The 11,961-nt window shown below is 67.4% G+C and carries 13 protein-coding genes and 2 riboswitches; of the genes, 10 read left to right on the top strand and 3 right to left on the bottom strand.

Going from position 1 to position 11,961, the window contains the following annotated elements; all coding sequences use genetic code 11:
* Positions 1 to 8 precede the first annotated feature (8 nt).
* From AC5QAH_RS15010 to AC5QAH_RS15000, 3 genes are all read left to right on the top strand, one after another.
* Positions 9 to 266 carry a hypothetical protein gene (locus AC5QAH_RS15010; RefSeq protein ID WP_223009776.1) on the top strand — a complete coding sequence of 86 codons (258 nt, stop codon included), beginning with the start codon at positions 9 to 11 and terminating at the stop codon, positions 264 to 266.
* Positions 267 to 561: 295 nt separating this feature from the next.
* Positions 562 to 1,635 (top strand): 3-deoxy-7-phosphoheptulonate synthase, encoded by a 1,074-nt coding sequence (locus AC5QAH_RS15005; RefSeq protein WP_053443579.1) that lies wholly within the window; start codon positions 562 to 564, stop codon positions 1,633 to 1,635.
* Positions 1,636 to 1,920: 285 nt separating this feature from the next.
* Positions 1,921 to 2,232, top strand: coding sequence for a DUF5076 domain-containing protein (locus AC5QAH_RS15000; RefSeq protein WP_010481144.1), 312 nt, complete (start codon positions 1,921 to 1,923; stop codon positions 2,230 to 2,232).
* Positions 2,233 to 2,317: 85 nt separating this feature from the next.
* Here the strand turns inward: AC5QAH_RS15000 and AC5QAH_RS14995 are convergent, their stop codons facing one another.
* Positions 2,318 to 2,935, bottom strand: coding sequence for a trimeric intracellular cation channel family protein (locus tag AC5QAH_RS14995; RefSeq protein WP_005411215.1), 618 nt, complete (start codon positions 2,933 to 2,935; stop codon positions 2,318 to 2,320).
* A gap of 84 nt (positions 2,936 to 3,019) precedes the next feature.
* Positions 3,020 to 3,123, bottom strand: a riboswitch (glycine riboswitch).
* 13 nt (positions 3,124 to 3,136) lie between these two features.
* Positions 3,137 to 3,226: riboswitch (glycine riboswitch) on the bottom strand.
* 40 nt (positions 3,227 to 3,266) lie between these two features.
* On the opposite strand from AC5QAH_RS14995, the gene AC5QAH_RS14990 reads away from it, so the two are divergent.
* The 3 genes from AC5QAH_RS14990 to AC5QAH_RS14980 all read left to right on the top strand — a co-directional run bounded on the left by AC5QAH_RS14990 (position 3,267) and on the right by AC5QAH_RS14980 (position 4,492).
* Complete coding sequence (locus AC5QAH_RS14990; RefSeq protein ID WP_049452937.1) at positions 3,267 to 3,533, top strand: GIY-YIG nuclease family protein; 267 nt, start codon at positions 3,267 to 3,269, stop codon at positions 3,531 to 3,533.
* A 71-nt stretch (positions 3,534 to 3,604) separates the two neighbouring features.
* The gene (locus tag AC5QAH_RS14985) at positions 3,605 to 4,036 is read left to right on the top strand and encodes a nuclear transport factor 2 family protein (protein WP_049453026.1); all 432 of its coding nucleotides are present in this window, start codon (positions 3,605 to 3,607) and stop codon (positions 4,034 to 4,036) included.
* 3 nt (positions 4,037 to 4,039) lie between these two features.
* A complete protein-coding gene (locus tag AC5QAH_RS14980) occupies positions 4,040 to 4,492 on the top strand; it encodes a hypothetical protein (RefSeq protein ID WP_049452935.1) in 453 nt (150 codons plus the stop codon).
* A gap of 80 nt (positions 4,493 to 4,572) precedes the next feature.
* Here the strand turns inward: AC5QAH_RS14980 and AC5QAH_RS14975 are convergent, their stop codons facing one another.
* On the bottom strand, positions 4,573 to 5,853 hold the full coding sequence (locus AC5QAH_RS14975) for an NAD(P)/FAD-dependent oxidoreductase (RefSeq protein WP_049452933.1): 1,281 nt from the start codon (positions 5,851 to 5,853) through the stop codon (positions 4,573 to 4,575).
* A gap of 123 nt (positions 5,854 to 5,976) precedes the next feature.
* Between AC5QAH_RS14975 and AC5QAH_RS14970 the strand changes: the two genes are divergently transcribed.
* Both AC5QAH_RS14970 and AC5QAH_RS14965 read left to right on the top strand, forming a co-directional pair.
* On the top strand, positions 5,977 to 6,756 hold the full coding sequence (locus tag AC5QAH_RS14970; RefSeq protein WP_010481148.1) for an NYN domain-containing protein: 780 nt from the start codon (positions 5,977 to 5,979) through the stop codon (positions 6,754 to 6,756).
* Between the two features lie 112 nt (positions 6,757 to 6,868).
* Positions 6,869 to 7,489, top strand: a complete 621-nt coding sequence (locus AC5QAH_RS14965) for a glutathione S-transferase family protein (RefSeq protein WP_010481150.1) — start codon at positions 6,869 to 6,871, stop codon at positions 7,487 to 7,489.
* 91 nt (positions 7,490 to 7,580) lie between these two features.
* Here the strand turns inward: AC5QAH_RS14965 and AC5QAH_RS14960 are convergent, their stop codons facing one another.
* Positions 7,581 to 9,758 carry a primosomal protein N' gene (locus AC5QAH_RS14960; protein ID WP_495232430.1) on the bottom strand — a complete coding sequence of 726 codons (2,178 nt, stop codon included), beginning with the start codon at positions 9,756 to 9,758 and terminating at the stop codon, positions 7,581 to 7,583.
* 412 nt (positions 9,759 to 10,170) lie between these two features.
* On the opposite strand from AC5QAH_RS14960, the gene AC5QAH_RS14955 reads away from it, so the two are divergent.
* Complete coding sequence (locus AC5QAH_RS14955; protein ID WP_010481153.1) at positions 10,171 to 11,175, top strand: hypothetical protein; 1,005 nt, start codon at positions 10,171 to 10,173, stop codon at positions 11,173 to 11,175.
* A complete protein-coding gene (locus tag AC5QAH_RS14950) occupies positions 11,168 to 11,752 on the top strand; it encodes a DUF3106 domain-containing protein (RefSeq protein ID WP_010481155.1) in 585 nt (194 codons plus the stop codon). Before AC5QAH_RS14955 ends, AC5QAH_RS14950 begins: the two co-directional genes overlap by 8 nt.
* Positions 11,753 to 11,961: the final 209 nt, after the last annotated feature.

Genomic DNA, 11,961 nt, shown 5'->3' with positions numbered 1-11,961 from the left:
AGTCGATCATGCAGAGCACGCTCCAGGTCACGTTGTTCGGCCCTCTTGGCGACAGCCCGGCGTTGCAGTTGCCGGGGCTGGAGGGGCCGTCGGTGGCCATCCAGGAATCGGCCCTGCGGCGGTTGGTTTCCGACCTCTACACCGCGCGTTCCCTGCTCAACCCCGAGCAGCTGGACGAGGCCCGGCGGGAACTGGATCGCGTGCTGGAACGCTGGGCCGACATCCATGAGGGCCTGCTGCTGGACGTGGAAGTGCATGGCAAATGAGCGACTTTGCGTGGTTGCCGCCGCGTAGGCCGGGCTGGCGCGCATCTCGCTGAACCGCGTCCCCAGTTGCGTATGAAACATTTTGCACTGCGCAAAAGCTGTGCTATCAATAGATCCCATGAACGCAGCCCCCACCAGCTTTTACTGGTATTACTTTCCGAAGCCACCGGCGGAGGAAGGATTGCGCTCACCCTGAAGAAAGCTTCAGACGCATTCCCGAAAGCCGCCAGCGAACCTGGCGGCTTTTTTCATGCCGCCACGCTGGGGACCCCCAACGTTCCGGAGATCTCCCGCAATGCCCCCGCACACCGACGACCTGCGTATCCGCACCATCGAACCGCTGACACCGCCTGCCCAGCTGCTGGCGATGCTGCCCTGTGACGATGAAGCCTCCGACACCGTCAGCGCCTCGCGCGCGGCCCTGCACCAGATCCTGCATGGCCGCGACGACCGCCTGGCAGTGGTGGTAGGCCCGTGCTCGATCCACGACCCGAAGGCCGCCATCGAGTACGCCCAGCGCCTGAAGCCGCTGCGCGACGCGCTGGCCGGCGAACTGGAAATCGTCATGCGCGTGTACTTCGAGAAGCCGCGCACCACGGTGGGCTGGAAGGGCCTGATCAACGATCCGGACCTGGACGGCAGCTTCAGGATCGACAAGGGCCTGCGCATCGCACGCGGCCTGCTGCGCGACATCAACAAGCTGGGCCTGCCGGCCGGTGTCGAGTTCCTTGACGTGATCTCGCCGCAGTACATCGCCGACCTGGTGGCATGGGGCGCGATCGGCGCACGCACCACTGAAAGCCAGGTGCATCGCGAGCTGGCCTCGGGGTTGTCGTGCCCGGTCGGCTTCAAGAACGGCACCGATGGCAACGTGAAGATCGCCGCTGACGCAGTGGGTGCGGCGTCCAATCCGCATCACTTCCTGTCGGTCACCAAGCAGGGCGGAACCGCCATCGTGTCGACCACCGGCAACCCGGATTGCCATGTGATCCTGCGCGGCGGCAAGCAGCCGAACTACGACGCAGGCAGTGTTGCCGAGGCCTGCCAGGTGCTGGCCAAGGCCAAGCTGCCAGCGCGCCTGATGATCGACGCCAGCCATGCCAACAGCCTGAAGAATCCGGAGAACCAGCCGAAGGTGATCGACGACATCGCCGTTCAGCTGGAAGACGGCGAACAACGCATCGTTGGCGTGATGATCGAGAGCCATCTGGTTGGTGGTCGCCAGGAACTGGTGGAAGGCCAACCGCTGGTCTACGGGCAGAGCATCACCGATGGCTGCATCGACTGGGACACCACCGTGACGGTGCTGGAGCGGCTGGCCGCGGCCGTGCGCGCCCGCCGTGAAGTGAAGGTGTCCGAAGCCGCCTGATGGAAGCCGCTTGAGTGCGGCACGTGTGTGGATGGCGGCCAGCGCCTGCGGGGGTGCGGCCGCGATCAGGGCCGGTCGGAGTTGGAGACCGGCCCATCTGCACCGGCGATGCGCCTGGCGCTGCGCATGAGCGACAGCGCCAGGTACATCGCCGGGGTGGTGAGAACGATGGATGGGGCCTTCATGTAGCGTCGAGCCCGCGAAGCGCGGGGCTTTGTAGAAGATCCGCTCCACGTACGCTCCAGGTCACGTCACAATGCCACTTCCTGTTTGGTGGCCGCAGCCATGAAAGAACTGATCATTCCAGAAGCCGCACAGCGCGATGAGGATTCCATCGAGATGATCCGCGTGTGGATTGCCGAACGGGGATTGCATGCTTCGCTGAACGTTGGCCTGTATGGAGATCGTCCTGGCATTCGAGAGGAGCATGCGTGGGGACGCATCCTGGCAGACGTCGCCCAGCATGTCGCAGATGCTCTGGTCGTGAGTGGCGGGATGGACCGCGGCGCGGCGATCAACGCGATCAAGGATGCATTCGATGAAGAGCTGCGGGCGCCGTCCAGTGGGCGCTCGGGGGGATTCGTGGTCCGCCACTGAGGGACCAGATGGGCGCCGCGGCGCTGGAGACAGCGTCCCAACGCAACACGGCAACAAGCGCTGGGCGACGTGGAGAACGCGAACTTCAATGCACTTCGTCGTGGTACACGAACTTCGGCATTTCCCAGCGGTAGTGGATCGCCAGCAGGCGCAGCGCGAAGCCGCCGCCGAGGCAGCACAGGATTGCGGTGGCATCGGCCACGCCCCAGTGCAGCAGCAACAGGTAGGCCGCGCCGGTCAGCAGCGCGATGATCGCGTACAGCTCCTTCTGGAAGATGAGTGGTACCTCGTTGCAGAGGATGTCGCGCAGCACGCCGCCGAACGCGCCGGTCAGCATGCCGGCGATCAGCACGATCGGCATCGCATGGCCGGCTTCGCGCGCGATCGAGCAGCCGATCAGGGTGAAGGCGATCAGGCCCAGGCCGTCGAGCACCAGGAAGGTGCGGCGGAAGTGGTGCATCCAGCGCGCCACCCAGGTGGCGATCAGCGCCGCACACACGGTGAAGCCGAGGTACTCGGGATGTTTGACCCAGCCCAGCGGGTAGTGGCCGAGCAGGATGTCGCGCAGCGAACCGCCACCGAGTGCGGTGACGCAGGCGATCATGACCACGCCGAACAGGTCCATGCGGCGGCGGCCTGCGGACAGTGCGCCAGTCATGGCCTCGGCGGAAATGGCAATCAGGTAGATGATGGACAGCAGCATGGGACAGGCTCCGGGCGCGGTGGGGCCGGCCATGCGCGACTACCGCCACAGCCTGCGCAATGACGGGATGACGATGACCGGTGCCGCTCCCGCTGTCCTTTTGCCTGAGAGTTCAGCGGCATGGGCCGCGTGCCCCTTCGGCGGATCGTCCCGGGCGTGCCCGGTGACCTCTCTCCAGCTCGGCGAGTCGAATGCATGGTTGGTGGGATTCCAGCCCACCGGCCTGAGCGATCATGGGAGCCTGCGCCTTCGGCGGGCGCCAGCGCGGCGCCTCTCTCCTGCATTCGGGCGCCAGTATATCCGCTGCAGTGCAGCACGGCATAATCCAGGCATGGCCCCGTCCCTCCGCCCGTGGTTCCTGTACCTGCTCGAATGCCGCGATGGCAGCTATTACGCCGGCATCAGCACCGATGTGGAGGCGCGTTTCGCCGCCCACCAGGCCGGCAAGGGCGCGCGCTACACCCGGGCCCGGCCGCCGCTGCGCGTGCTGGCCGTGCGCGAATACCCGGACCGGGCCGCCGCCTCCCGCGCCGAGTGGCAGCTCAAGCAGCAGCCCCGCGAACGCAAGCTGGCTTGGCTGCAGGCGCCGGTCCTGTAGATCCACGCCACGCGTGGATGGGCTACCCGGCCCGTGCGATGATCGCCTCGCGCCCAGAGCTGGAGACCCGGATGTCCACGATCGCCCTGCTGTTCGCTCTTTCCGCAGGCACAAGCCCCGCCGCCGCCCCGGCCACCCTCGCGGCCATCGAAGCCACCTGCCACGACTATGTCGATGGCCAGCTGGAAGCCGACCCGCAGCGCGTCGCCCGCTCCCTGCATCCGGACCTGGCCAAGCGCGCTGTGCTCGGCGATACACCTGACGAACGCCTGGGCCTGCGCCGGATGTCGAAGGAGGAGCTGGTCTTGCTGACGAAGCAGGGCGCGTTGAAGACCCCGAAGGATCAATGGGATCGTCGCTGCACGGTGCTGGACGTGACCGGCAACGCGGCCTCGGTACGGCTGGAGACCCCGTGGTTCGTCGATTACTTCCACATGGGGCGCTTCGACCAGCGCTGGGTCATCGTCAACGCGCTGTGGTACCCGAAACCGAAGGCGCAGTGAGCGATGCGTGCCGCCGGCAAGGCATGGATCTCCGTCGTCGTGCTGGTCGCCGGCATCGCGCTGCTGCCTGGACTGCTGTACCTGCTCGGGCTGGTATTAGCAGGCGGTCGGCCGAAGCCGGCCGACCGTGCGCTCAGTGGTGTGGCTGCGTGCAGCAGTGAGCCACGGGCGGGGTATCGGCCGATGAACCCCTGGCGCTTCACCGCCCAGTTCTTCGACAACGACGCGATGAAGAAGGTGCCTGAAGTGGAGCGGGAGGCCTTCTGGATTGCCCGGCGCTATCTGTGGCGGCAACCGCAGCGCGGCGTGCTGCGCTGGCAGCTCAGCAGTACCGCATTGACGATCTGGATCACCCGGCATTGGAGTACCGCGCAGATTGCCGACACCGCAAGGAAGGAGGACTTCTGCCGGACCTGGTCGAAACGACGGATGTCCGGTGGCCCGATGAACCGGTAGATCCACGCCATGCGTGGAGGGTGTTGACCGGGTCAGAGCCCTTTCCTGCGGAAAGGGAGCCGACCCCGTTGCGTGCGCTCCTACCGCTTCGGTCGCCGGTCGTCCTGGTCATCACCGAAGATGATGCGCGCGCTGCGCTGGTAGCTCCAGTACGCCACGGCCCAGTTCAGCAGCACCACGATGCGGTTGCGGAAGCCGATCAGGAAGAACACGTGCGCGGCCAGCCAGAACCACCACGCCAGCACACCGGACAGCTGCAGCCGGCCCAGATGCACGATCGCAGCCATGCGGCCGATCGTGGCCAGGTTGCCGAAGTCTGCGTACTTGAACGGGCCGGGTTCGGGCTTGCCGTGCAGGCGCGCGCGGATCACCTCGGCCACGTACTTGCCCATCTGCTTGGCCGCGGGCGCCACGCCAGGCACCGGCTTGCCGTTGGCCTGGTTCAATACGGCCAGATCGCCAGCCACGAACAGTTCCGGGTGGCCAGAGAGGGTGAGGTCGGGTTGCACCTGCACGCGCCCGGCGCGGTCCAGCGGCACCTCCAGCGTGCGCGCCAGCGGTGAAGCGGCCACACCGGCGGCCCACACCACCGTGCGTGCCGGCACGAACTGATCGCCGAGCCTGAAGCCCTGGCTGTCGATGTCGCTCACCGGGGTGCCGGTCAGCACTTCCACGCCCAGCTTTTCCAGCTGCCGGCGCGCCTTCAGCGAAAGCACTTCCGGGAACGACGACAGTACGCGCGGCCCGGCTTCGACCAGCCGCACCTTGGCGCTGGCCGGGTCGATGTGGCGGAACTCGTTGCGCAGGGTATGGCGCGCGATCTCGGCCAGCGTGCCGGCCAGTTCGACGCCGGTAGGTCCACCGCCAACCACGGCGAAGCTCAACCATGCGGCCTTCTTCGCCGGGTCCGGTTCTGCTTCGGCGCGCTCGAACGCCAGCAGCAGCTTGCGGCGCAGCGCGATGGCATCGTCCAGCGTCTTCAGCCCGGGCGCATCATCGGCCCATTGGTCGTTGCCGAAGTAGGCGTGGGTGGCGCCGGTGGCCAGCAGCAGGCTGTCGTAGTCCAGCGTGCTGCCATCGGCCATGCGGATCTGCCGGGCCTGCTTGTCGATGGCCACCACTTCGCCGAGGCGGACTTCCACATTGCGCTGGTGGCCGAGGATGTGGCGCAGCGGTGCGGCGATATCCGGGGCGGACAGGCCGGCGGTGGCCACCTGGTACAGCAGCGGCTGGAAGAGGTGATGGTTGCGGCGGTCGACCAGGGTGATGCGTATGCGCTCGCGGGCCAGGGCGCGGGTGGCCCAGAGACCGGCAAAACCGCCGCCGACAACAACCAGGTGGGGAACGCGCTCGCGACTCATCGACTTACTCCAGTGGGGGCATTGGGGGAAGCGCCTGGCATCTTCGCATGATGGCCCCCTGTCACGTCAGCGCCCGCGTGGATCGGCGATACTCGGGTTCAGGCAACGGCCCGTGAGGAGCCCATGAGCGAACCGGAAAAGCGCATCGCCCTGTTGATCGACGCCGACAACGCGCCGGCCTCGAAGATCGACGAGGTCCTGGCCGAAGTCGCCCGCTACGGTGTGGCCAACGTACGCCGCGCCTATGGCAACTGGAAGAGTCCGCGGTTGAAGGGCTGGGAGGCGGTGCTGCACGAGTACGCGATCCGTCCGATCCAGCAGTTCGCCTACAGCAAGGGCAAGAATGCCTCGGACATGGCGATGGTGATCGACGCCATGGATCTGCTGTACGCGCGCAACCTCGATGGTTTCGCCATCGTCTCCAGCGATGCCGATTTCACCCCGATGGTGATGCGCCTGCTGACCGATGGCGTGAAGGTGTATGGTTTTGGCGAGAAGAAAACGCCGGAACCGTTCGTCAACGCGTGCTCGAAGTTCACCTATCTGGAAGCGCTGGGCCAGACCCACGCCAGCGTGCCGGATACCGAACAGGCCTCCAGCGAACAGGCCTCGAACGAGCCGGTAGCCAACGACGATGCGCGGCCGCGCAAGAGCGGTGCGGAAATGCGCAGCGACACCCGGCTGGTGAAGATGCTGCGCCGCGCGGTGTCCTCGGCCGAGGGCGAGGATGGCTGGTCGCATCTGGGGCCGGTTGGCAGCCAGATCGGCAACCAGGCTTCGTTCGATCCGCGCAACTACGGTTACGGCAAGCTCAGTGACCTGCTGGCAGCGATCGGGCTGTTCGAGCTGAAGAAGGACGGCAAGTCATCCTACGTGCGCGCGCTGCCGAAGAAGAACCGGTAGTGCCGGCCGCTGGCCGGCAACGCCGGATGCAAGATCCCGCATCCGGCACGCACACACCCCACCCGATCAGGCGTATCGTTGCCGCTCGCATTGCCAGCAAGGAAAAACCCGCATGTTGAAGATCTGGGGCCGCCGCAATTCCAGTAACGTCCGCAAGGTGCTGTGGTGCGCCGAGGAGATCGGCCTGCCGTATGAATCCATCGAAGTTGGTGGCAGCCACGGCGGCACGCAGACGCCGGAGTACCAGGCGATGAATCCCAACAGCCTGGTGCCGGTGATCGAAGACCACGGCCTGCCGCTGTGGGAATCGAACGCCATCGTGCGCTACCTGAGCGCACGCTACGCATTGGGCACGCTGTACGCCGAAGACCCGATGGAGCGTGCCCAGGCCGAGAAATGGATGGACTGGAGCACCTCGCGCATGGCGCCGCTGTACACCGACCTGATCTGGGGCATCATGCGCACCGCCCCGGCCGACCGTGACGAATCGCGCATCAATGCCGCCATCGTGCGTGCCGGTGACTACCTGGCGATGGCCGATGCCACGCTGGCCAAACAGCCGTGGCTGTCGGGTGAGAAATTCGCGATGGGTGACATCCCGCTGGGCTCGCTGATCTATGCCTGGTTCGAACTGCCGATCCAGCGCCCGGAACTGCCGCACCTGGCCGACTGGTATGCGCGCCTGCGCGAGCGGCCGGCCTACCAGCGCGGCGTGATGTCGCCGCTGACGTAAGCGGGGACGGGTCTTTTCCTGGAAAGAGAAGCAGCCGAGCATGGCTCGGCTCTACCGTAGTGCCGAGCCGTGCCCGGCAGCACCTACCGGATCAATACAGGTCCGTCGGATCCACATCCAGCGACCAGCGCACTTTGCGTGCTTCCGGCAGCGCATACAGCTGCGGAACCAGTTGCCCGAGCACACCGTGCAATGGCGGCCGCGGCACGGCAGACAGCAGCAGTTGCGTGCGCTGGTAACCGGCCCGCCGCGGCATCGGCGCCGGCATCGGCCCATACGCCTCCACCACATTCTGCTCGCCCAGCAGCTGACGCGCTGCCAGCAGGAATGCATTGGCATGCTCCACCTGCTGCGCCTCGGCGCGCATCAGCGCCAGATGCGCGAACGGCGGGAATCCGGCGGCCTGTCGCTGGTTCAACTCGGCCTGCGCGAACGGGTGGTAGCCACCACTCACCAGGGTTTCCAGCAACGGGTGCCCGGGGTGATGGGTCTGCAGCCAGACCTCGCCGGGATCACGTGCACGGCCCGCACGGCCCGCCACCTGGATCAGCTGCTGCGCCAGCTTCTCGCTGGCGCGGAAATCGGCCGAGAACAGGCCCTCGTCGATGCCGACCACCACTACCAGCGTCAGCTTCGGCAGGTCGTGGCCCTTGGCCAGGATCTGCGTGCCGACCAGGATGCCGGGCTGGTCGCCCAGCTTCGCCAGCTGCTGTTCCAGCGCGTCACGTCGCGACGTGGTACCGCGGTCGATGCGCACCACCGGGAAATCGGCGAAGGCCGCGGTGAGATGCTCTTCCAGGCGTTCGGTACCGATGCCCTGCGGCTGCAGCGCCAGGCTGCCGCAGGCCGGGCATGCCAGCGGCGCCGGTTGCCGCGCGCCGCAGTGATGGCACTGCAGGCGACGGCCGCCGCCATGCACGGTCATCGGTGCATCGCAGCGGTTACACGGTGCGGTCCAGCCGCAGTCGTGGCACAGCAGTACCGGCGCGTAGCCACGGCGGTTCTTGAACACCAGCACCTGCTGGCCGCGCTGCAGGTGCTCGCCGATGCCGGCCAGCACATCGGCCGAGAGGCCATCGTGGAGCGGCCGCTTGCGCACATCGAGGATGCGCACGCGCGGTGGCCGTGCATCACCGGCACGCTGCTTCAGGCGCAGGTGGGTGTAGCGCCCGGCATAGGCGTTGTGCAGCGTTTCCAGCGAGGGGGTGGCGCTGCCCAGCAGCACCGGGATGCCGAGTGCCTTGGCGCGCACCAGAGCGAAATCGCGCGCGTGATAGCGGATGCCGTCCTGCTGCTTGTAGCTGCCGTCGTGTTCCTCGTCGATGATCAGCAGCCCGGCCTGCGGCAATGGCGTGAACACCGCCGAGCGGGTGCCGACGATGACCCGTGCCTCGCCACGCGAAGCCGCAGCCCAGACGCGCGCGCGCTCGTTGTCGTTCAACCCCGAATGCAGTGCATGCACGGCGATGCCGAGGCGGCCGCGGAAGCGTGCCAGGGTCTGCGGGGTCAGGCCGATTTCCGGCACCAGCACCAGCGCCTGCCTGCCCTGTGCCAGGCAGTGGATGATGGCCTGCAGGTAGACCTCGGTCTTGCCGCTGCCGGTCACGCCATCCAGCAGGAAGGGTTGGAAGCCTTCGGCAGCGTTGATCGCGGCCACGGCCTCGGCCTGGTCCGGGTTGAGCGTGGGGCCGGGCAGTGGCTGCGCATGCTGCGGTGCCACCGTCATCGCCACGCGCTCGGCCAGCGCACGCTTGGCCAGGCTGCGCGCGGCGGTCCGCCAGTCCTCCATGCGTTCGCCCAGCACGTCCTCGTCCACGACGGCTTCGGCCAGCAGTTCTGCCAACTGTCGCGGGCGGCTGCCGGCGCGCAGCTTCCCGCGCTGGGCATGGCCTTCGGGGGTCAGCTGCCAGCCCCAGTGATGGGTGTCAGGCAGGGTGTCGCCATGGCGCAGTGGGCCGGGCAGGGCGGTGCTGAGTACTTCGCCCAGCGGTGCGTGGGTGTAACGCGCCAGCCATTGCAGGCTCTGCCACAGCTCCCCCTGCAGCAGCGGCTGCGGGTCGCACCAGGCCAACGCCTGGCGCAGTCCCTGGCCGTCGTCGGTCTGGCCGTGCCCCACCACCACCCCGACCAGCTCGCGGTTGCCGAACGGCACCTTCAGGCGGCAGCCGACCGCAACCGTGGGGCCATCGCCCTCCGGCGGCAGGTAGTCGAACAGACGGGGCAGGGGGACGGGCAGGGCAACCTGCAGGGTCGGAATCGGTGAAAGCATCGGGCCAGTGTACCGGGCCATGCGCGCGCGAATGGCGGGGTGGGAGACGGCGGAGCGGCGCCCGTTGAATCATAAATGTCACCTAAATATCGGTGTCCATTGGAGATTCAGGCTTATCCACATGTTCTGTGGATAACGTTGTGCGTTACCGGTCGACGGGAACGCAGGAGGCCGATGGCGACGAGCTCACGCTTGGGTTGGTCAAAAAATCGCCACACTTAAAAGGAATTCAAAATCAAGGACTTAAGTGTGAAACATTGCTGAAACAGAGTGAATTCAGCTGCATGCCGCAGTTTCCCGCGCCGGGAGCGTGGTGCTGTGCACAACCTGCAGCACGAAGTATCCGTGGGCGCAAGTCCTACGGGCGTCGATTGCCTGCCGCTATCATTCCCGCAGACCTTTGGAGTGACCGATGACGGCTGTGCCCGCCCCTGTTTCCTCGACCGCGGCCGGCGCGCTGTCGGCGTTCCTGCGTGGCGTCGAGCGCCGCGCCCTGGTGGTGGCTGAGCTGCAGTGCGGCGATGCCGCGCGTGCCGAGCAGACCCTGGTGGCGGTGATGCGTGCCTTTGCCGCGGTCGCCAGTGACCTGCCGATGGCGCAGTGGCCGACCCGCTTCTGGACCCTGCTGGGCCAGCGCCAGGCGCTGCGCGAGCCGGTGGGCGGCCAGTGGGAACCGCCGCTGGCCGCGCTGGGCGAGATGGGACCGTTGCCGCGCCTGGCGCTGTTGCTGCGGGTGGGCGGCAGCCTGGATGAAGGTATCGCCATGCGCGTGCTTGACCAGGATGAAGCCGGCTACCAGCACCTGCTGGCCGAGGCCTGCCCGCGTGACGCGCACGGCCAACCCGATGCCTCGGCCTGGCGCCAGCTGGCCGAACAGGTGCAGTTGCGCATCCGCGACCTGCCCGCCAAACGCCTGCAGCAGCTGCAGCAGCCGGCCGCGCCGGCGGCCAACAATGAAGCCCCGACCTCCGGCTGGCGTGCGCCGCAGCGTGAAGATCGCACGGCTGCCAATGGCAAGCGCCGCCGTTCGAACGCAAAGCCGCGCTGGCGCGGTCCATTGATCCTGCTGGTGACCGTGGTTGTGCTGTTGGCAGCCGCGCTGGGCTGGCGCTATTGGCAGGGCCATTCGTCTGGCAGCGACGCACCGCTGCCGGAAGGCGTGGTCGGTGAGGCGGGCCCCGTCACGGTGGAAGCACTGCCGCCAAGCAAGGTCAACGCCACGCCGGACGCGACCCCTGCGCAGGCTACGGACGACGCCACCATGCTGGCCGACCGCGACTATCCGCTGGTGGCCGATGCTGATTTGTATGCGTGGACCGCTGCTGGCGGCCCGCTGCCGGTGGACGAATCACAATCCAAGCCGAGCCGGCCCGAGCCGGCCAGTGCCACGCTGGAAACCGCTGCCGCCGATGAATAAGACCCTGCTCGCCAGCCTGTTGCTGGCCCTGCCGTTGTCGCTGTCCGCCGCGCCGCAGACCTTGAACGTGCCGCTGCCGCCGCCAGTGCCTGGCAGTTCACCGGCGGCTACGGCCCCGGCAACCACAAGCACGACACCCGCCGCGTTCGCCCAGCTTGACGCCCCGCAGCAGCGCCAGCGTCGGGCCGATTACGCGGCCTGGCGCGCCCTGCCGGAGGGCGAGCGCGAGCGGATCCGTCAGGCCGCTGCGCGATTCAATGCACTGCCAGCCGACCAGCAGCAGCGCCTGCGCCAGCAGTTCCAGGCGCAGGACCAGGCGTTCCGCGAAGGCTGGCGGTTGGGCCCGCAGCTGGGCCTGGAGTTCCCCAAGCTGCACGGCCTGTTCGGGTTCGTGCCGCCGCAACAGCGCGAGGCCGCGCTGGCCGTGCTGCGCCAGCTCAGCCCGGCGCAGCTGGCCCAGCTCACCCTGGTCGCGCAGCGCACGCCGCCGCAGGAGCGCGACACGGTTCGCAGCGCGTTCCTCGCGGTGCCGGCCGCCGAGCGCGACACCTGGCTCAAGCGCCAGGCGGGTCAGTAAACAAAGGGGACGGAGGGGATTAAGTCGTGTTCGGCACAGTCGGGCTGGAAACGACTTAATCCCCTCCGTCCCCTTTCCTGTTCGTAACGCGATCGCAACGCGTGATGCTGGGGCCTGCCGGAACCCAGCATTCACGCCATGTCATGGGAATGCGCGCGCTGCACGCGTAAGATGACCGGCCGCAACCCGGTGCCTGTGCCCTTCGCGCG

Source organism: Stenotrophomonas sp. YJH_SMC_43 (genome assembly GCF_059372535.1).
This window is presented reverse-complemented; position numbering and strand designations above follow the sequence as displayed.